General features: G+C 60.4%; 19 protein-coding genes. 10 read left to right on the top strand and 9 right to left on the bottom strand.

The window, feature by feature from the left end; all coding sequences use genetic code 11:
* Positions 1 to 101: 101 nt before the first annotated feature.
* The 10 genes from WA928_RS01390 to ftsB all read left to right on the top strand — a co-directional run bounded on the left by WA928_RS01390 (position 102) and on the right by ftsB (position 9,823).
* Positions 102 to 539 (top strand): acyl-CoA thioesterase, encoded by a 438-nt coding sequence (locus WA928_RS01390; protein WP_424298616.1) that lies wholly within the window; start codon positions 102 to 104, stop codon positions 537 to 539.
* Between the two features lie 36 nt (positions 540 to 575).
* A complete protein-coding gene (locus WA928_RS01385; RefSeq protein WP_350382102.1) occupies positions 576 to 1,271 on the top strand; it encodes a CoA transferase subunit A in 696 nt (231 codons plus the stop codon).
* Positions 1,272 to 1,282: 11 nt separating this feature from the next.
* Positions 1,283 to 1,939 carry a CoA transferase subunit B gene (locus WA928_RS01380; RefSeq protein WP_350382101.1) on the top strand — a complete coding sequence of 219 codons (657 nt, stop codon included), beginning with the start codon at positions 1,283 to 1,285 and terminating at the stop codon, positions 1,937 to 1,939.
* 6 nt (positions 1,940 to 1,945) lie between these two features.
* Positions 1,946 to 3,757 (top strand): M24 family metallopeptidase, encoded by a 1,812-nt coding sequence (locus WA928_RS01375; RefSeq protein ID WP_424298611.1) that lies wholly within the window; start codon positions 1,946 to 1,948, stop codon positions 3,755 to 3,757.
* Between the two features lie 98 nt (positions 3,758 to 3,855).
* A complete protein-coding gene (locus tag WA928_RS01370) occupies positions 3,856 to 4,323 on the top strand; it encodes a MarR family winged helix-turn-helix transcriptional regulator (RefSeq protein WP_424298608.1) in 468 nt (155 codons plus the stop codon).
* On the top strand, positions 4,320 to 5,525 hold the full coding sequence (locus tag WA928_RS01365; protein ID WP_417276184.1) for an MFS transporter: 1,206 nt from the start codon (positions 4,320 to 4,322) through the stop codon (positions 5,523 to 5,525). Before WA928_RS01370 ends, WA928_RS01365 begins: the two co-directional genes overlap by 4 nt.
* A 66-nt stretch (positions 5,526 to 5,591) precedes the next feature.
* Positions 5,592 to 7,247 carry a CTP synthase gene (locus WA928_RS01360; protein WP_350382096.1) on the top strand — a complete coding sequence of 552 codons (1,656 nt, stop codon included), beginning with the start codon at positions 5,592 to 5,594 and terminating at the stop codon, positions 7,245 to 7,247.
* 18 nt (positions 7,248 to 7,265) lie between these two features.
* The gene (gene kdsA / locus WA928_RS01355) at positions 7,266 to 8,117 is read left to right on the top strand and encodes a 3-deoxy-8-phosphooctulonate synthase (protein WP_424298605.1); all 852 of its coding nucleotides are present in this window, start codon (positions 7,266 to 7,268) and stop codon (positions 8,115 to 8,117) included.
* 122 nt (positions 8,118 to 8,239) lie between these two features.
* On the top strand, positions 8,240 to 9,526 hold the full coding sequence (eno, locus tag WA928_RS01350) for a phosphopyruvate hydratase (RefSeq protein WP_424298602.1): 1,287 nt from the start codon (positions 8,240 to 8,242) through the stop codon (positions 9,524 to 9,526).
* Between the two features lie 9 nt (positions 9,527 to 9,535).
* Positions 9,536 to 9,823 (top strand): cell division protein FtsB, encoded by a 288-nt coding sequence (ftsB, locus tag WA928_RS01345; RefSeq protein WP_350382091.1) that lies wholly within the window; start codon positions 9,536 to 9,538, stop codon positions 9,821 to 9,823.
* 51 nt (positions 9,824 to 9,874) lie between these two features.
* On the opposite strand, the gene WA928_RS01340 is transcribed toward ftsB, so the two are convergent.
* The 9 genes from WA928_RS01340 to lptE form a co-directional block, all read right to left on the bottom strand.
* The gene (locus WA928_RS01340) at positions 9,875 to 10,978 is read right to left on the bottom strand and encodes a hypothetical protein (RefSeq protein ID WP_424298599.1); all 1,104 of its coding nucleotides are present in this window, start codon (positions 10,976 to 10,978) and stop codon (positions 9,875 to 9,877) included.
* Between the two features lie 142 nt (positions 10,979 to 11,120).
* Positions 11,121 to 12,053, bottom strand: a complete 933-nt coding sequence (locus WA928_RS01335) for an Hsp33 family molecular chaperone HslO (protein WP_424298596.1) — start codon at positions 12,051 to 12,053, stop codon at positions 11,121 to 11,123.
* On the bottom strand, positions 12,050 to 12,568 hold the full coding sequence (locus WA928_RS01330; RefSeq protein ID WP_424298593.1) for an RDD family protein: 519 nt from the start codon (positions 12,566 to 12,568) through the stop codon (positions 12,050 to 12,052). The genes WA928_RS01335 and WA928_RS01330 overlap by 4 nt, the downstream gene beginning before the upstream one ends.
* A 151-nt stretch (positions 12,569 to 12,719) precedes the next feature.
* A complete protein-coding gene (locus WA928_RS01325) occupies positions 12,720 to 12,908 on the bottom strand; it encodes a hypothetical protein (RefSeq protein WP_350382086.1) in 189 nt (62 codons plus the stop codon).
* A 118-nt stretch (positions 12,909 to 13,026) separates the two neighbouring features.
* Positions 13,027 to 14,715: a THUMP domain-containing protein gene (locus WA928_RS01320; protein WP_424298590.1), complete on the bottom strand. Its 1,689-nt coding sequence runs from the start codon at positions 14,713 to 14,715 to the stop codon at positions 13,027 to 13,029.
* Positions 14,716 to 14,720: 5 nt separating this feature from the next.
* Positions 14,721 to 15,137, bottom strand: coding sequence for a CopD family protein (locus WA928_RS01315; protein ID WP_424298587.1), 417 nt, complete (start codon positions 15,135 to 15,137; stop codon positions 14,721 to 14,723).
* A 2-nt stretch (positions 15,138 to 15,139) separates the two neighbouring features.
* The gene (locus WA928_RS01310; protein WP_424298584.1) at positions 15,140 to 16,408 is read right to left on the bottom strand and encodes a glutamate-5-semialdehyde dehydrogenase; all 1,269 of its coding nucleotides are present in this window, start codon (positions 16,406 to 16,408) and stop codon (positions 15,140 to 15,142) included.
* A 24-nt stretch (positions 16,409 to 16,432) separates the two neighbouring features.
* Positions 16,433 to 17,488: a DNA polymerase III subunit delta gene (gene holA / locus WA928_RS01305; RefSeq protein ID WP_424298581.1), complete on the bottom strand. Its 1,056-nt coding sequence runs from the start codon at positions 17,486 to 17,488 to the stop codon at positions 16,433 to 16,435.
* On the bottom strand, positions 17,488 to 18,114 hold the full coding sequence (gene lptE, locus WA928_RS01300) for an LPS assembly lipoprotein LptE (protein ID WP_424298578.1): 627 nt from the start codon (positions 18,112 to 18,114) through the stop codon (positions 17,488 to 17,490). Before lptE ends, holA begins: the two co-directional genes overlap by 1 nt.
* Positions 18,115 to 18,116 lie beyond the last annotated feature (2 nt).

The raw sequence follows: 18,116 nt of genomic DNA, 5'->3' as shown, positions 1-18,116 counted from the left end.
GCTCCCGTGTCTTGGTGCTTGAATTGCCGGCCATTGTATTGCAGATCGTTATACTGCATGGCTGTGAATGGCGCGGGCCCGGCCTGCTCAAGGAGTGTTGCATGTCCGCTGAATATCCAGACAGTCAAACACCTTCAGGGACGTTTGAAATCCAGCTGGACATATGGTGGGGCGATATGGACGCACTGCGCCATGTCAACAACGTGGCGTATTTTCGCTACTTTGAAGAAGCACGCGTACGTTTGTTTCGGGCTATGGATCTGGAGCCCTCCAAGGGGCGTTATTGTGTGCTGGCACATGCCTCGTGTGATTTTCTGAAACCTCTGTTGTATCCTGCTTCTATTGTGGTGGGCATGACGCTCGTGCGTGTGGGCCAGACCAGCATCGAGCTCGATTGCTGGATCGCTTCGGCTGACAACCCCGAAAACCGTCATGCGCACGGCCGCAATGTGCTGGTGTGCACCGATGGTGCCACCGGCCGGCCTGTACCCTGGACATCTGCAGATCGCCATATGTTGGCGCACTGTTTTTCGCACTGATTCTTTTTTCTCAGTTGGTCTCAAAGGAAACGTCGTATGGATAAAGTCTATGAAAACGCTGCCGCGGCTTTGCGCGACATCGTTGCCGACAACCAGATGATCGCTGTCGGCGGTTTCGGGCTGTGTGGCATCCCCGAAGCCCTGATTGCCGCATTGCGGGACTCCGGTGTTCAGGGTCTCACGTGTGTCAGCAACAATGCGGGCGTGGATGATTTTGGCTTGGGACAGTTGCTGACCACGCGCCAGATCAAAAAAATGATTGCCTCATATGTGGGCGAAAACAAAGAATTTGCGCGCCAGTTCATGGCCAAAGAACTTGAACTCGAGTTCACGCCGCAAGGTACCCTGGCCGAGAAGCTGCGGGCAGGTGGTGCCGGTATCCCGGCATTTTTTACACCCACCGGGGTGGGCACCGTGGTGGCCGATGGCAAGGAAACCCGCGAGTTCAACGGCCGCACCTATCTGATGGAAACCTCGCTGACACCCGACATCTCTCTGGTCAAGGCCTGGAAGGCTGATCGCAGCGGCAACCTGGTGTTTCGCCGCACTGCGCGCAATTTCAACCCCAATGTCGCCATGGCCGGGAAAATCACCGTCGCTGAGGTCGAAGAGGTGGTGCCCACAGGCACCTTCGATCCCGATGAAGTTCATTTGCCGGGCATTTATGTGCACCGTATCGTCCTCAATGCGCATCCCGAAAAACGCATCGAACAACGCACTATTCGTCAATAAGGGGCATTTACATGGCTTGGGATCGTGAACAAATGGCGGCACGTGCTGCCAAAGAATTGCAAGACGGCTTTTACGTCAATCTGGGTATCGGCCTGCCCACAAAAGTGGCCAACTACGTGCCTGACGGCATGGAGGTCTGGTTGCAGTCCGAAAACGGTTTGCTGGGCATTGGCCCGTTTCCCACGGATGATCAGGTCGATGCCGACCTGATCAACGCCGGCAAGCAAACCGTCACCACATTGCCTGGTTCGTCCATCTTTGCCTCGGCCGATTCCTTCGGCATGATTCGTGGCGGCAAGATCAATCTGGCCATTTTGGGCGCCATGCAGGTGTCCGAGAAAGGCGATCTGGCCAACTGGATGATTCCGGGCAAGATGATCAAAGGCATGGGCGGTGCCATGGACCTCGTCGCCGGGGTTGGCAAGGTCGTTGTCCTGATGGAGCACGTTGCCGTCAATAAAAAAGATGGCTCCGAAAGCCTCAAGCTGCTGCCCGAATGCACCTTGCCGCTTACCGGCGTCGGGGTAGTCAACCTGATCATCACCGATCTGGGCGTCATGGAAGTCACCGACAAGGGCCTCAAGCTCACCGAGCTCGCCCCCGGCGTCTCTGTCGACGAGATCAAGGCCAAGACGTCTGCCAAACTGGATGTGTCGGCAGTTGCCTAAGGAACCATGGTGTCTTTGTTGCATTCTCTAGCGGCTCCGGCCGATCGCATTGCGGCCCTGCGCGGGCAGATGGCCCTGTCCGGGGTTCAGGCTTGCCTGATCCCCACGGCCGATCCCCATCTGTCCGAATATCTGCCAGAACACTGGGCGGCCAGGGCCTGGCTGTCGGGTTTTGATGGGTCGGCAGGCAGTCTGCTGCTTACAGCAGATTTTGCCGGCCTCTGGACGGACAGCCGTTATTGGGTGCAGGCTGATGCCCAGTTGCAGGGTTCAGGCATCATCTTGATGCGTGCGGGTACCCCCGAGGTACCCGACATGCTGGATTGGCTGCTTGAACACCTGCAGCAGGGAGACCAGCTGGCCGTGGACGGCCGCGTGCTGGATCAGTCCACTGCGACACGCTGGCAGCCGGCCTTGCAGGCCGCCTCGATCAGCCTTGTGCTTGGACAAGATCCTGTTGGCGCCATCTGGGAAGATCGCCCCGATCTGCCCACCGCGCCGGTGTTCGAGCACCTGCCGCCGCACGCCTGCCGCAGCCGCGCTGCCAACCTGGCCGAGGTGCGCCGGGCCATGCAGGCTAAAGGGGCTCAGTACCACCTGTTGTCCTCTCTGGACGACATCGCCTGGCTGCTTAATTTGCGCGGCGCCGACGTCGATTACAACCCGGTATTTCTGGCGCATGCCTTGCTGGATGAATCCCGCGTGCGCCTGTACGTGGCGCCTGCAAAAATTGATGCGGATCTGGCTGTGCGTCTGGCCGAGGATGGGGTTGAGCTGCGTGATTACCCGTCGCTGGCAGCCGATCTGTCGCAGTTGCCGGTCGATGCCCCCTTGCTCGTGGATCCCGTGCGGGTGACGGCAGGTACGCTGTCGCATGCCACGCAAACCCGCCTGATCCAGGACATCAACCCTTCGCAGTTGCTGAAAGCTGTCAAAACAAGCGCAGAAGCTGCTCAGATCCGTCAGGTCATGGCCCAGGATGGTGCCGCCCTGTGCGAGTTTTTCGCCTGGTTTGAGGCTGCCCTGGCCGAGGGCCAGAAGCTTACCGAGGTTGATGTCGACACCTATTTGTCGGCTGCACGTGCGCGGCGCCCTGGGTTTGTCAGCCTGAGCTTCGCCACTATTGCGGGTTTCAATGCCAACGGCGCGATGCCGCATTACCGTGCCACGCCGCAGGCGCATGCGTTTATCCAGGGTGACGGCCTGCTCCTGATTGATTCGGGCGGGCAGTATCTGGGTGGCACCACCGATATCACCCGGGTAGTGCCCATAGGCACGCCTTCGGCGGCGCAGCGGGTGGATTACACCTCGGTACTCAAGGCCCATATTGCGCTGGCCCGCGCCCAGTTTCCAGTGGATACCCCGTCATCTGTGCTGGATACGCTGGCGCGTACCCCTTTGTGGCAGCGTGGCCTGGATTATGGTCATGGCACCGGCCATGGGGTGGGCTATTTTCTTAACGTGCACGAGGGCCCACAGTCTATTTCCGTGCGTGGCCATGCCCGAGCCCACCAAGGCATGCGGGCAGGCATGCTCACGTCCAACGAGCCCGGCCTTTACCGGGACGGCCAATGGGGCATTCGCATCGAAAACCTGATGCTGGCTGTGCCTGCGGCGCAAACGGCCTTTGGCTCGTTTCTGGCGTTCGAAACCGTCACACTGTGCCCCATTGATACTCGTTGCGTGGTACGTGAGCAACTGTCTGCCGATGAGATCCGCTGGCTGGATACCTACCATCAGCACGTGCGCAAGCAGCTGCTGCCCCTGGTGGATGGCGATACGCGCAACTGGTTGATGCAACGCACCGAGGCTATATAACCAGCCACACCACCAGCTGTTTCTGATGCTCATTCCATCGGTTCAGCTGGTTTTTTCGCTATAATTGCATAGCTATACTATTTAAATATGGATTTGACATGTCTGGGTCTGCTGATCATTTATTGGTGGGTGCACAGCTGCTTGATCGCATCGTCCGGCTTAACCGCTGGGTTACCCATCACACCCAATGGGCTGTGCCTTTGGCGCAGGCGCGGGTGCTGTCTCAGATCAGCCAGTTGGGCCCGTCCCGCGTGGGAGACCTCGCCCGGGCCGAGCACTGCAGCCAGCCCACCATGACCACCCTGGTCAAGCGTTTGCTGCAGCAGTCTCTGGTGCGGCGCGTACCCGATCCCTCCGACGCGCGTGCGGGGCTGGTGTCCCTTACCCCCGCAGGACAGCACATGCTCGACGACTTGCGTCGCGAACGGGCGAGGGTGATGGGGGCGCTTATTGCCCAGTTTGCGCCTGCCCAGCGCCAGGGCCTGGACACCACGTTGCAGACCCTGGAAGGCTTGCTGGATGCGGCCTATACCGATTCTGTTTATTTTCCGGATCTTTCATCATGAATTTATTGCGACAACCCAAGGCCGTCATGGCCGTCGCGTTTGCCTGTGTCATTGCCTTTATGGGCATCGGGCTTGTGGATCCCATCCTCAAGCCGATTGCGGATTCCCTGGGCGCTACGCCCTCACAAACCTCCCTACTGTTTACCAGCTACATGGCTGTCATGGGTCTGGCCATGCTGATCACCAGCGTGGTTTCCAGCCGTCTGGGGGTCAAGCGCACGCTGCTGCTGGGTTTGCTGGTCATTATTGCAGGGGCCGGGCTGGCCGGGATGTCTGGATCAGTGATGGAGATCGTCGGCTACCGCGCCATCTGGGGCCTGGGCAATGCGCTGTTTGTGGCCACCGCACTGGCCGCGATTGTCAGCGCTTCCCAAGGGTCTGTTCGGGATGCCGTCATTTTTTACGAAGCTGCGCTGGGTGTAGGGATCGCCGCCGGGCCGCTTATCGGTGGCGTGCTGGGTTCCATTTCCTGGCGCGGGCCTTTTTTCGGGGTGTCGGTATTGATGGCCATCGCTTTTGTGGTCACGTTCTTTCTGTTGCCGCCCTTTGCCGCCACCGTGCACCACAGCTCCTTGCGCGACCCTTTCCGGGCCCTCAGGCATCCCGGTTTGCTGGGGGTGGCCATCACCGCGCTGTTGTATAACTTCGGCTTTTTCACCTTGCTGGCCTACACGCCATTTCCGCTGGACATGGGCGCGCAGCAGGTGGGCCTGATTTTCTTTGGCTGGGGGGTGATGCTGGCGTTTGCTTCCGTGTTTCTCGCACCCCGTTTGCAAAGTGCGTGGGGCACGATTCCATCGATTGTGTTTGCCCTGCTGGGTTTTGCCCTGGTGCTGGCCGTGATGGCCATCTGGACAGACCATAAATCTGTGCTGGTGGTTGGTGTGGTGGCGGCCGGCCTGTTTTTAGGCATCAACAATACCTTGGTCACAGAAACCGTCATGAAAGCAGCCCCTGTCGAACGCGGAGTAGCCTCTGCGGCCTACAGTTTTGTCCGCTTCAGCGGCGGGGCGGTGGCGCCCTGGCTGGCAGGCTATCTGGGTGAAACCCTCAACGATCACGTGCCCTATTGGGTGGGCACGCTTGCAGTATTGGCTGCTGTGGGGGTGCTGCTGGCAAGCCGTGCACATTTGACTGCTGTGGACCAGCCGCACGACCTCGAACCCGTTGTGCCGACGGCACCTGCAGTCGAGGGCTGCTAAGCCCGTCGGCAAGCGGCTATAATTCCCATTTCCCGCTCCGCCCGTCCACACCGGGCAAGTATTCAAATGACCAAATACGTATTCGTCACGGGGGGAGTCGTCTCATCCCTGGGCAAAGGCATTGCTGCGGCATCTCTCGCCGCCATCCTAGAATCCCGCGGCTTGCGGGTCACCATGCTCAAACTGGATCCCTATATCAACGTCGATCCTGGCACCATGAGCCCGTTTCAGCATGGCGAGGTTTTCGTCACCGAAGACGGGGCCGAAACCGACCTTGATCTCGGCCACTACGAGCGCTTCGTCTCGGCACGGATGCACAAGGTCAATAATTTCACCACCGGTCAGATCTACGAATCCGTCCTGCGCAAAGAGCGCCGTGGCGATTACCTGGGTAAAACCGTACAGGTCATTCCGCACATCACCAACGAGATCCAGGATTTCATCGCCCGCGGCGCCAAGGCGGCCTATAACGGCCAGGCCGATATCGCCATGGTCGAGATCGGCGGTACGGTGGGTGACATCGAATCCCTGCCGTTCCTCGAGGCCGTGCGCCAGATGAGCCTGCGCCTGGGGCGCAATCAGTGCGCGTTTGTGCACCTTACGCTGGTGCCGTTCATTGCTTCTGCCGGCGAGCTCAAAACCAAGCCCACTCAGCACTCGGTGCAAAAACTGCGCGAAATCGGCATTTATCCCAATGCCCTGTTATGCCGCGCCGATCGCCCGGTGCCCGATGACGAGCGTGCCAAAATCTCATTGTTTTCCAATGTGCCGCTGGATGCCGTGATTTCTGTGTCCGACGCGGATTCCATCTACAAGATTCCGGCCATGCTGCATCAGCAGGGGCTCGACAGCCTGGTGTGCGATGCGCTGGCCATCACGCCACCGCCCGCCGATCTCACCGTCTGGGATCGCCTGGTGCACGACCTCGAAAACCCGCGCGGCTCGGTCACTATCGGCATGGTCGGCAAGTATGTCGATCTCACCGAGTCCTATAAATCGCTGTCCGAAGCCTTGGTGCACGCAGGCATCCATACTCATTCCCGTGTCGATATCGTCTATCTGGATTCCGAAGAGATCGATACCCAGGGCATCGCTTGCCTGGCGGGCCTGGACGCTATTCTGGTGCCCGGTGGCTTTGGCAAACGGGGTACCGAAGGCAAGATCAAGGCCATCCAGTATGCCCGCGAGCACGGCATCCCCTATCTGGGCATCTGCCTGGGCATGCAGCTGGCTGTGGTCGAGTTCGCACGTCATGTGGCGGGCTTGGGCGGTGCCAACAGCACGGAGTTCGATCCTTCCGCACCGCATCCCGTGGTGGCCCTGATCACCGAGTGGCAAGATCGGGAAGGCAAGATCGAGAAGCGCGATGCGTCTTCTGATCTTGGCGGCACCATGCGCAAAGGGGCCCAGCGTTGCCCGGTCAAGCCGGGTACACGGGCTGCCAGCATCTATGGCACCGAGGTCAACGAACGCCATCGCCATCGCTACGAGGTCAATAACGTCTACGTCAATCGCCTCGAAGAAGCCGGCATGGTCATCAGTGCCCGTACGCCCACCGAGAATCTGCCGGAGATCATGGAGATCCCCAGTCATCCGTGGTTCATGGGCGTGCAGTTTCACCCCGAGTTCACCTCTACGCCGCGTGACGGCCATCCTTTGTTCAGCAGTTTCATTCAGGCAGCGCTCACCTATCAGCAAAGCCAGGTAAAAAAGGCCGGTTGACGGCCAAAGGGGTACCCCATGCAGTTATGTCACTTCGAGGCCGGGCTCACCCAGCCCTTGTTCCTGATTGCCGGGCCATGCGTCATCGAATCCCGCGAGCTCGCTTTCGAGACGGCCGGTGTTTTGCAAGAAATCACCCGGGCCCTGGGTATCCCCTTTATCTACAAAAGCTCGTTTGATAAGGCCAATCGCAGCTCTGGCGCGTCTTTCCGCGGCCCGGGCATCGATGAGGGCCTGAAAATCCTGGCCGATGTGCGCCAGCAGCTGGGCGTACCCGTGCTCACCGATGTGCACGAGGCCGGCCAGGCCCGCGAGGTTGCCTCGGTTGTGGATGTGCTGCAGACGCCGGCCTTTTTATGCCGTCAAACCGATTTCATCCAAACCTGTGCAGCCACGCTCAAGCCGGTCAATATCAAAAAGGGGCAGTTTCTGGCCCCCGAAGACATGCTGCAGGTTGTGGCCAAGGCCCGTGCCGCTGCCATCGAGGCAGGCGGAGATGGCCAGAACATTATGGTCTGCGAGCGCGGCGCATCGTTTGGTTACCATAATCTGGTTTCTGACATGCGGTCCTTGGCCATCATGCGCGATACGCATTGCCCGGTGGTTTTTGATGCCACGCATTCAGTTCAGCTGCCCGGTGGGCAGGGCACCCGGTCGGGCGGCCAGCGTGAGTTTGTCCCTGTGCTGGCGCGTGCGGCGGTGGCGGTTGGCGTGGCCGGTATCTTTATGGAAACACACCCCGATCCCGAAAAAGCATTATCCGACGGCCCTAATGCTGTGCCGCTGGATAAAATGCGGGCCTTGCTGCAAAGCCTGGTGGCGCTGGATCGTTGCGTCAAGCAAGACGGTGCGGTATCACTGACTCTGTAATAGCGGCTATAAAGCCGGGCTAATCGTGCGGCGGCTGTCCTGAAGTAGACTGAACCCGTGCATCCCCCGCTACAATAGTGGGGTTTCCCTTGAACACATTACACAGGCAGGACACCCTCACCATGAGCGCAATTGTAGATATCATCGGACGCGAGATCCTCGATTCACGCGGCAACCCCACTGTAGAGTGTGACGTTTTGCTCGAATCCGGTGCCATGGGTCGGGCTGCTGTGCCCTCGGGTGCCTCCACGGGCTCGCGCGAGGCCATCGAGCTGCGCGACGGTGATAAAACCCGCTATCTGGGCAAAGGGGTGTTGCGCGCTGTCGAGCACATCAACACCGAGATCTCCGAGGCACTGTTGGGCCTGGATGCCCAAGAGCAAACGTTTATCGACCGCACCCTGATCGAACTCGATGGTACGGAGGATAAAAGCCGCCTGGGTGCCAACGCCATCTTGGCTGCCAGCATGGCTGTGGCCAAGGCAGCCGCCGAGGACGCCGGCCTGCCCCTGTACCGCTATTTTGGTGGCAGTGGCCCTCTGCAAATGCCCGTGCCGATGATGAACGTCATCAATGGCGGGGCGCATGCCAACAACAGCCTCGATCTCCAAGAGTTCATGATCCTGCCGGTGGGCGCGGTCAGCTTCCGTGAAGCCCTGCGCATGGGTGCAGAAATCTTCCATGCACTCAAAAAGATCATTGCCGATCAAGGCATGTCCACTGCCGTGGGTGACGAAGGCGGGTTTGCGCCCAACGTGGCCAACCACGAAGCCGCCATCCAGCTGATCCTGCAAGCAATCAGCGCCGCCGGCTACGAGGCCGGCACGCAAGTGGTGCTGGGTCTGGATTGCGCCAGCTCCGAGTTCTACCGTGATGGCAAGTACCATCTGGCCGGCGAGGGTGGTGTGTCTTTAAGCTCGCAGGATTTTGCCAACCTGCTGGCCTCCTGGTGCGACAAATACCCCATCGTCACCATCGAAGACGGCATGGCCGAAGACGATTGGGACGGCTGGCGCATTCTCACCGAGCAACTTGGCAAAAAGGTTCAGTTGGTGGGCGACGACCTCTTCGTCACCAACACCCGTATTCTTAAAAAGGGCATCGAGCAGCACATCGCCAACTCGATCCTCATCAAGATCAACCAGATCGGGACCCTCACCGAAACCTTCGCCGCCATCGAGATGGCCAAGCGCGCCGGTTACACCGCAATCATTTCGCACCGCTCGGGCGAAACCGAGGACGCCACCATTGCCGATATCGCGGTGGCAACCAATGCCATGCAGATCAAAACCGGCTCTCTGTCGCGCTCCGACCGCATGGCCAAGTACAACCAGTTGCTGCGCATCGAAGAAGAGCTCGCCGAAGTGGCCAGCTATCCCGGTGTGTCTGCCTTCTATAACCTGCGCTAAAACGGCCTCATGCGCCTGCTCAGCCTGGTTCTGCTGGCGCTTGCGCTAGTCATCCAGTACCCGCTTTGGTGGGGCAAGGGTGGCTGGCTGCAAGTGCAGGCGCTCGAGACGCAGGTGCATAAAGAAACGGACACCAACCAGGCCCTGATGGCCCGCAATAACGCCTTGCAGGCCGAAGTTCAGGATCTTAAAACCGGTATCTCCGCCGTCGAAGAGCGCGCCCGGGGCGAGCTCAACATGATCCGCGAAGGCGAATACTTCGTGCAGGTCTTGCCGCGGCCGCCTCAAGGCCAATAAGGTTCTGCAGGCCAGCTATTGGCCGTTTGCGCCGTTTATCCAAATCAGATCTTAAGGCGCGCACAGCGCACCTGGCGGAGTGCCTGCGTCCGTGCCGGGTGCCGGGGCTTGCCCGTCGCCTGTGCCAGAGCCGGGCACGCCTTCGTTGTTTGCGCCCGCTGGGTTGCCATCACCGCTCGCTGCACTCGGGGCCACTCCTGTGCCATCGGGTATCGGTTCGGTGGATGGGTTTGGCACGTTGCCGGTGGCCGGCGAGTCTGGCATTGTGGGCAGGGGTGGTGCCGGATTGCCGGGCAGTGGCTGATTGCCTGGTGCTGATCCATTTACGCCGCTCGGCGTGGCGTGCACCACACGGCCATCCGGCAGATCCGGCCAGTTCAGTGGATCGGATTGCATCGATAGCGTCAGCTTGCGCTTAAAGGGCAAATACCCGTGCTGCATCATACGCTTGGCCAGTGGGTCGGGGTGCAGGCCGGCCAGTGCCCGTATCAAGCTTGCCGTGGGTGGCAACAGGGCTTGCTGGGGCCACCAGAGTTCCAGGCTCAGCGTATTGGCCTGCTGGATTGTCTGGCCAGACTGTGGCCCACGGCCTTGCGGCCAGCCTTGGGTAAGCCGTTGCTGGTGCTGCAGAGCCTGGTAATCGTTGCGGATGCGTGCCAGCCCTGCGGGATGGGCGCCTGGGCGGTGGCTGAAGGCATATGGCGCTGCCGTGGTGGCAAGCTGCGTAGAACCTGGCTGGCCGGGATGGTCTGCGTGATCGGCAAAGGCGGCAGCGGTGGGCTGCAGGATGCGGATCTGCCAGGGGATGCCCAGAGACACCTGCTTGGCCAGTACCCGGGATTGTGCTGTGTGGTTTGGGTAGAGGCGGTGCAGCGATTGCTCAAATGCGGCCGCAATGGCTCCAGGGCTGGCCTGGCGGGTGATGCCCGCACGGGCGGCATCCATCAGGTTCAGGCTAAGCGTCTGGCGCAGGTTCATCCAGTGTGCCAGTTCGGCACCTCCCAGGCCCAGACCCAGCACAGGCATGGCCGCCAGCAAAAAGCCAACCATACCCACGCCGTGTTGTTGCCGTGCGCTGTGCAGGCAGACGGCCTGGTGCTGTCGGCGGTCCGTTGCGGGCACAGGCCTGTGTGTCTGGATGAGGTACCCGCGCATGCGTGGCTCCACAGCAGTGTCTGGGGCCTGTCCAGGAATGCAACAGGATGGACACCTAGTGTGCCGCAAGCGCCCGCAGCAGGGCAGGCGGGGGATCCCTCTGTGCTGCTTTGGGGGTATCGGGGCTTGTCAGCCGCAAGAATCAGTGGATGGTGCCTGAGCCAGGTGCGGGGGTTTGGGCGGGATCGTCCAGAAACAGGCTGGCACAATCCACAGCGTCAAAATCGTAGGGTTTGCCACAGAAATTGCAGTCGATATGCACCTGTCCTTGTTCTTCAAGGATGGATTGAACCTCGGCCTGGCCTAGATTGCGCAGCATGTCTGCCACCCTGGCACGGGTGCACGGACAGTGCCAGCTGACTTCCTGGTCGTCAAAGGCCAGCAGGTCGTCTTCCCAAAACAGCTTGTGCATCAGGGTGTCAGGGCTGTCGGCCAACAGTTCGCCGGACCGCAGGGTTTCGGCCAGCGTCTGGCAATGCGCCCAGGTGGCGTTGGCTGCGTCGGTGGTGGCAGGGGTTGCCTGGGGGCTGCTGGGTAATGGCATGCGTTGCAACATCAGCCCGGCACATTGCTTGTTGTCTGCCGCCAGCCACAACCGGGTGTCCAGCTGTTCGGAGTGCTTCATGTAATGCTCCAGCGCATCAGAGACGCGATCGCCTTCCAGGGGCACAATGCCCTGGTAGGGCGTTGCGCCGTTTTCCCGGTGGCTGGGGTCCAGCATCACGGTGAAGCGTCCTTGCTGATCAGCGTTTAATAGTGCTTGCAAAGAAGCAGATTCGGGGATGATGGCGTCTTCGCGCAATTGTGCGGTGGCACGCAGCTGCAACGCAGCGGTGCATTCGACCATGATCAGGCGCACAGGCCCGTTGCCTTGCAGCTGCAGCACCACAGAGCCATCAAATTTGATGTTGCCGGCCAGCAAAACAGCCGCTGCTGCGAGTTCGCCCAGGAGTTGTACAACCAGCGGCGGGAGATTCTGGTGTGCCAGCCCGGTTTGCCAGGCTGACTCCAGATGCAGGGCCTGAATGCGGGTGCTGTGGTCGGGGGTAAGGTATTTTTTTAGGATATTGCTCATGTCGGGGTAGACCGGAGATCGTGGAGTTCAGTGCCCAGAAGGCGATCGTGCAGAAACTGGCCCTGCGGATCTATCCACGTCCAGATGAAAATTGAAAATGGTGCCAGAACAATCAGCATGTCGATGGCCGGCCAACCGCTTAAATGGGCAATGCCGCCGATCAGCAAGGCACTCAGCAAAGGCAGTGGCCACAATAATACATAGCGCAACAGCATGCGGCTGGTGCTGACGGCGCGCCCGCCGCGATCTGTCAGGCGGATATCCCAGGTTTTCATGGGCAGGGTCTGGCCACCGCGGCGCCAGCAGGTCACAAAATACACGCCGATTGCGATAAACAGGACTACCTGGCGCACATTGCGCAGCATCAGCCCGCTGCGGCTTTGCGTCAGCGTGTCAAACAGATAGCCTGCCAAAAACACCACCCCAAACAGCAGGACGCCTTCATACATCATGGAGGCAAAACGCCGCAAGCGTGGTGGAGCAAGGGGCGGGATAGGCAAGGCGGAAGCAGACATGGTAGGCCGGGGTCTAAAACGCGCGTGGCGTGAAAGCCGCATTATCCCACGGTCACGCCTTGCGTACGGCATCTGGTATCCGTCTGGCTGCGCAGGCAAAGCAAAGGCCGCCCTAGGGCGGCCTTTGCCAGATCAGCCTGTTGTGGCGTGATCAGTTGGCGGTGCGTACCGTGTGGTGCACTCGGCCTTCCGGGGTCTTGAAGAAACTGGCAACTTTCTGAACCAGCGACTTCACCATGCGATCCAGTGTGTATTCTTGTTGGGCCTCGATGGCTTCAGCCAGCAGTTGGCGTTCCAGGGCATCGGTCAGGCGGACATCCGCGTAGTTCGTGTTTTTCATTGCAAGCCTCTTTGCGTGAAAAGAGCGTTTCGCTCGGGTTAACCCTATTATAGGGTTTACCCTAGTCGAAATGCAAGTGCTTGTACTGAAAATAAAAGGCGGGTGTAGCCCCGGCGCATCAATCGATATCGTCTGCCTGGCCTGGGGGGTTACGATATCCTTTGGCTACCAGATCAAACTGGAACAGGCGGCAATCCAGTGCACCGTTGTGCAAGGGGTGGCGCCGTCGGGCTTTCAGCCGCAGCTGCTTGGGAAAATCGAGGTCGCTGGTGATGACATTGAGCTGCCAGCCTGCATATTGTTGCTTAAGCTGTGAGGCCCATTGCGACCAGATCTCTGCCTCGCCGCTGCCCAGACGCTCGCCGTAGGGTGGGTTGGTCACGATCCAGCCGTGGTCAGCTGGTGCCGGCATCTGCCTTGCGTCGCACACACGAAAATCAATTGTGCCGGGGCTTAGATGAGCCCGCTCGGTATTTGCCCGGGCCGCCTCGATGGCCGCTGCATCGATGTCGCTGCCCACCAGGGGCTGCTCCAGACGCGGGGCAATGTGACTGCGGGCATCTTCTTTCAGATCACGCCATAGGCGTGCATCGTGCGGGCGCAGCCGCTCGAATCCGAAAGGCCGCCAAATGCCCGCGGGTACGCCCAGTGCAATCCAGGCGGCTTCAATCAGGATGGTACCGCTGCCACAAAATGGATCCAGCAGGGGGGCGTCGGGTTGCCACCCGGACAAGGCCAGCAAGCCGGCTGCCAGGTTTTCGCGCAAGGGGGCCTCGCCTTTGTCCAGTCGCCAGCCGCGCTTGAACAACGATTCTCCTGATACGTCCAGGTAGAGGGTTGCGTGCGTGGCGTCCAGAAACAGGTGTACCCGGGCGTCCGGGCGCACGGTGTCAATGTCGGGGCGGCTACCTTCGCGCTCGCGCAGGCGGTCGCAGATGCCGTCCTTGGCTCGCAGATTGCAGTATTGCAAGCTTTGCATTGGACTGTGGATGGCAGAGGTATCCACACGCAAGGTGTCCTCGGGGCCAAACCAGCGTTCCCACTCGGTTTCGCGTGCCAGGGCCAGGATGTCGTCCTCGTGTTGCACCGGGGCGTGGGCCAGCTGTACCAATATCCGCGTCGCCAGGCGTGAATATAGATTGGCACGCAAGATGCCGGTCCAGTTGGCATCAAAATGGCAGCCGGCCCGGCCTGCCTCAACCCTGTCGTAGCCCAGTGCCTGGAGTTCCAGGCTTAGGGCCTCTTCCAGCCCGTGGGGGCAGGGCGCAAACACGTGGAATACTTCGGCGGTAAAGGGGGCTCTTGGGCGCCGCGTCTTATGTTGAATACGAGGTGGTGAGTCTTCGTCCGGCCGGCGGCGCTCGGTGGTAAATGTCCGTGCCCTGGGTGTGCGGGTTTCAGGTTGCCAGGATGTATCGTCTGCCCGGGTGTTTCGCCGGGTGTCTGTCCGTGAGTCTGGCCGCCTGGAGGCACCGCGAGGGCGGGCGGAGGGTGATCCGTCTGTCTGCCGTGCGGGTGAACGCGGCCGAGAGGGTGATGACTCATCAAAGCGGCGTGAGGGCGAACGCCCTGGGGCCTGGTCGTCCTGCCATCTTGGCGCGGTGCCGGGCCGGGAATCCCTGGTGTGGCTTCTCGGACTGCTGGTCTCGGGTGTGTCTTCACCGCGGGCGTGCAAGGCGCGCTCTTGCAGCGCTGCCTGACGGGCGCGTGCGCCCGATCTTTTGGGACGTTGATCGTCGGCGGGCTCTTGGTGTGTGCGCTTTTTGGGCTTGAGACGCAGTGTTTTGCTGGGGCTGGAGTCGGTCATAGGGTTCAGAAGGGTTTAACCACCACGAAGATCAGAATCAGCAGCAGCAGCAGGACGGGGATTTCGTTGAACCAGCGGAAATACCGGTGGCTGTGCCGGCTGGATCCGTTGGAGAACACCCGCAAATGGTGGCGGCAGGCGATGTGAAACGCCAACAAGCCCAGGACGCCGCACAACTTGGCATGCATCCAGATCTGGCCTTGCCCGATGCCGTATCCCAGCCACAGGATCAGGCCTAGAATCAAGGCCAACACCCCTAGAGGGGTCATGAAACGATACAGTCGCTGCGCCATGCCCAGCAGCGTCTCGCGCGTAGAGGCATCGGTGGTCTGGGCCAGATTGACAAAAATGCGTGGTAAGTAAAACAGGCCGGCAAACCAGGACACTACGAACAGGATATGCAATGTTTTAACCCACAACATGCTTAGCCTCGCAGCTGGCCGTTGCCGGTCAGCACCCATTTCTGGATGGTCAGGCCTTCCAGGCCAACCGGCCCGCGGGCATGCAGCCGGTTGGTGGAGATGCCGATTTCCGCACCCAGGCCGTACTCAAAGCCATCGGCAAAGCAGGTAGGCAGATTGACATACACCGAGCTGGAATCCACCTCGCGCTGAAAACGCTGGGCCGCCGAGATATCCTCGGTGAGGATGGACTCGGTGTGTTCGGAACTATACCGGGCAATGTGATCCATGGCTTCGTCCAGAGAATCCACAACCTTCACGGCCAGTATGGGGGCCAGGAATTCGGTGGCCCAGTCGTCCTCGGTGGCCGGCACTGCATCGGGCATCAGCGCAGCGGCCCGTGGGCAGGCGCGCAACTCGACGCCCAGCTGGGCAAAGCGTGCCGCAACATCCGGCAGCCAGGCGGCGGCGATATCCGCATGCACCAGCAGGGTTTCCATGGCACCACAGATCCCGCAGCGGTAGGTTTTGGCATTCACCACGATCTCAAGTGCCTGATCCAGCCGGGCGGCGCGGTCGACAAAAATATGGCAGTTGCCTTCCAGGTGCTTGATCAGCGGGATGCGGGAATCTTTGGACAGGCGGGCAATCAGGCTTTTGCCGCCCCGAGGGATAATGACATCGATATAGTCTGTCAGGGTGATCATCTCGCCCACGGCTGATCGGTCGGGTGTATCCACCACCTGCACGGCCTGCGCCGGTAAGCCTGCCGCCTGCAGGCCTTCCTGGATGATGGTACCCAGTGCCTGGTTGGAATAAAACGCCTCGCTGCCGCCGCGTAAAATTGTGGCGTTGCCTGATTTCAAGCATAGGGCAGCGGCGTCGATGGTGACGTTGGGGCGGGATTCGTAGATGATGCCGATCACGCCCAATGGTACGCGCATGCGGGCCACCTGCATGCCGTTGGGGCGCACAATGGTTTCGCTTAAACCACCGATGGGATCGGGCATGGCGGCAATCTGTGTCAGGCCGGCAGCCATGGTATCCAGCGCCTTGTCCGACAGTTTCAGCCGATCCATCAGCGGGGCTTCCAGGCCACGTTGCGCTGCAGCCTGAAGGTCGCGTACGTTTTCATCCTGCAGCCATTGCCGGCGGGCCTGCAGTTGCTTGGCCATGGCCAGGAGGGCGGCCGATTTGGCGGCCCCGGAGGCAATTCGCATGTGTCGGGCTGCCTGGCGCGCCTGGCGGCCCAGTTGTTCTAACGGTGTGTGGTCTGTGTGTGCAGCAGTCATGGCAGTCTCGGAAAGACGTGAAGATCAGGTGCGGGCAGGGCGGCGGCCCGGCGTGCTGGCGATGCGTAACACCAGGCGGGCCAGTTCATCCCAGGGGTTGGAGAGCCGGCCGGCCACCGGGATGCCTTTGATCAGGCAGTCGACCTCGTGGGTATGGCGCAGGGCAGCCGGCCAGGCTTTGCTGGGCACGCGCTGCAGCGCCTGTTTGAACAGACGCTCGCGGGGCCCAAAAATACGTTGCGCCCGAAAAGCGTTTTCGGGGTTGGGTTCTTGTGCCAGACGTGCCAGCAGCCGGATTTCCTCGCCTACCGACCACAATACCAGAGGCAGCGCCTCGCCTTCGGCATGCAGGCCGTCGAGGATGGCAAGTGCGCGGTCGCTTTGACCTGCCAGCATTGCATCGCGCAGATCAAAGGGGTTGTAGCGGGCCACGTTAAGAACCGCTGCCTGGATATCGGCCAGTGTCAGGGCGCCGGCGGGATGCAGCAGGGCCAGCTTCTGGATCTCCTGGTGGGCAGCCAGCAGATTGCCTTCTACCTGGTCGCTTAACCAGGCCAGCGCGTCGGTGTTTGCCGATTGATCCTGGCGTGCCAGGCGCTCGGAAATCCAGCCAGGCAGTGCGGCCCGGGTAATGCTCGGGACGTCGATCCAGAGTACCTGTTTTTTAAGTGTTTGAACCCATTTGGCTTTTTGGCTTGCCCAATCCAGCGCGGGGAGCCGAATCAAAATGCGCACATCCGGCAACTGCCCCTCGGCCGCCATGGTGGCCAGCGACTGTAGAGCGTCTGCCCCGACTTTGCCGGGTTTGCCAGTGGGCAGGCTGATTTCCAGCATGCGCAAATCGCCAAACAAAGAGGTGTTGCGTGCCGTGGCCAAGGCGACAGACCAATCGCTGCGCGCATCCATCACCAGGTGTGTGCGCTCGCTGCACCCTTGCTGGATGGCCGCTGCCTTGCAGGCGTCGGCGATCTCGGTGACCAGCAGGATCTCGTCTCCCGACAATACCGCGCAAGCAGGCAGCTCGCGGCCGTTCTGGAACTGCTCGATCAGTTGGCGGGCGTCGGACGCTTGTCGGGACACTAGTACCCCCGTCTACCCGGGTTCATCAGCAGTTCGCCGGCCGAGTTGTCTTGCTGGATGGTGTCATCGGGCATCTGGATCACCGGCTGCGCGGCAATGTTTTCATAGGCTTCCTGGACGTCCGGTGCGCTTAGGCGACGCAGGATCTGGTCGATCAGGCTCTGGCGCATGTCCTTGAAGGTGCGGGTGATCTCGCTTTCTTTGGCCTGCACGATGCGGTCGTTGTAGGGCAGCTCACGGGTACTGTGCAGGATGGTGGGCGCCAGCAATACGTGGCCTGCGGGATCCAGCAGTTCGAAGGTGAAATCAAGATTGAGCTCGTATTCCTCGACCCGGCCTTCGGTGTCGATGGATAACTGACGCAACCATTGGTTTTCGGATATCTGGTGCAGATAGACGTCGGCCTCGGATCGCTCTCGTGTGAATCGTGTATCGGGCGAATTGGCGCTGACGATGCGCTCCAGACGTGCACCAAATGCCGAATCAAGATCGATGTTGGTGTAGATCTGGTGAAATGGCAGTGGTGTGGCAGCTTTGAGATGAAAGCCGCATGCGCCCAGCGCCAGCAGGCATCCCAAAGACAGGAGCAAGCGCAGCAGGCGATTGGATGCAGGCAAAATGTTCATGC

The sequence above is a fragment of the Castellaniella sp. genome (assembly GCF_049651205.1).
GTDB lineage: Bacteria > Pseudomonadota > Gammaproteobacteria > Burkholderiales > Burkholderiaceae_B > Castellaniella.
Note: the sequence above shows the minus strand (reverse complement) of the source record. Positions and strands in the feature narration are given on the sequence as shown.

Bases quoted from the DNA above. Each gene is read 5' to 3' on its own strand.
- kdsA (WP_424298605.1), top strand. From the start codon at position 7,266: ATGCAGTTATGTCACTTCGAGGCCGGGCTCACCCAGCCCTTGTTCCTG.
- eno (WP_424298602.1), top strand. From the start codon at position 8,240: ATGAGCGCAATTGTAGATATCATCGGACGCGAGATCCTCGATTCACGC.
- WA928_RS01330 (WP_424298593.1), bottom strand. From the start codon at position 12,568: ATGTCTGCTTCCGCCTTGCCTATCCCGCCCCTTGCTCCACCACGCTTG.
- WA928_RS01320 (WP_424298590.1), bottom strand. From the start codon at position 14,715: ATGACCGACTCCAGCCCCAGCAAAACACTGCGTCTCAAGCCCAAAAAG.
- WA928_RS01375 (WP_424298611.1), top strand. From the start codon at position 1,946: ATGGTGTCTTTGTTGCATTCTCTAGCGGCTCCGGCCGATCGCATTGCG.
- WA928_RS01380 (WP_350382101.1), top strand. From the start codon at position 1,283: ATGGCTTGGGATCGTGAACAAATGGCGGCACGTGCTGCCAAAGAATTG.
- WA928_RS01335 (WP_424298596.1), bottom strand. From the start codon at position 12,053: ATGAGCAATATCCTAAAAAAATACCTTACCCCCGACCACAGCACCCGC.
- WA928_RS01390 (WP_424298616.1), top strand. From the start codon at position 102: ATGTCCGCTGAATATCCAGACAGTCAAACACCTTCAGGGACGTTTGAA.
- WA928_RS01340 (WP_424298599.1), bottom strand. From the start codon at position 10,978: ATGCGCGGGTACCTCATCCAGACACACAGGCCTGTGCCCGCAACGGAC.
- WA928_RS01310 (WP_424298584.1), bottom strand. From the start codon at position 16,408: ATGACTGCTGCACACACAGACCACACACCGTTAGAACAACTGGGCCGC.
- WA928_RS01315 (WP_424298587.1), bottom strand. From the start codon at position 15,137: ATGTTGTGGGTTAAAACATTGCATATCCTGTTCGTAGTGTCCTGGTTT.
- WA928_RS01360 (WP_350382096.1), top strand. From the start codon at position 5,592: ATGACCAAATACGTATTCGTCACGGGGGGAGTCGTCTCATCCCTGGGC.
- ftsB (WP_350382091.1), top strand. From the start codon at position 9,536: ATGCGCCTGCTCAGCCTGGTTCTGCTGGCGCTTGCGCTAGTCATCCAG.
- WA928_RS01365 (WP_417276184.1), top strand. From the start codon at position 4,320: ATGAATTTATTGCGACAACCCAAGGCCGTCATGGCCGTCGCGTTTGCC.
- WA928_RS01385 (WP_350382102.1), top strand. From the start codon at position 576: ATGGATAAAGTCTATGAAAACGCTGCCGCGGCTTTGCGCGACATCGTT.
- lptE (WP_424298578.1), bottom strand. From the start codon at position 18,114: ATGAACATTTTGCCTGCATCCAATCGCCTGCTGCGCTTGCTCCTGTCT.
- WA928_RS01370 (WP_424298608.1), top strand. From the start codon at position 3,856: ATGTCTGGGTCTGCTGATCATTTATTGGTGGGTGCACAGCTGCTTGAT.
- WA928_RS01325 (WP_350382086.1), bottom strand. From the start codon at position 12,908: ATGAAAAACACGAACTACGCGGATGTCCGCCTGACCGATGCCCTGGAA.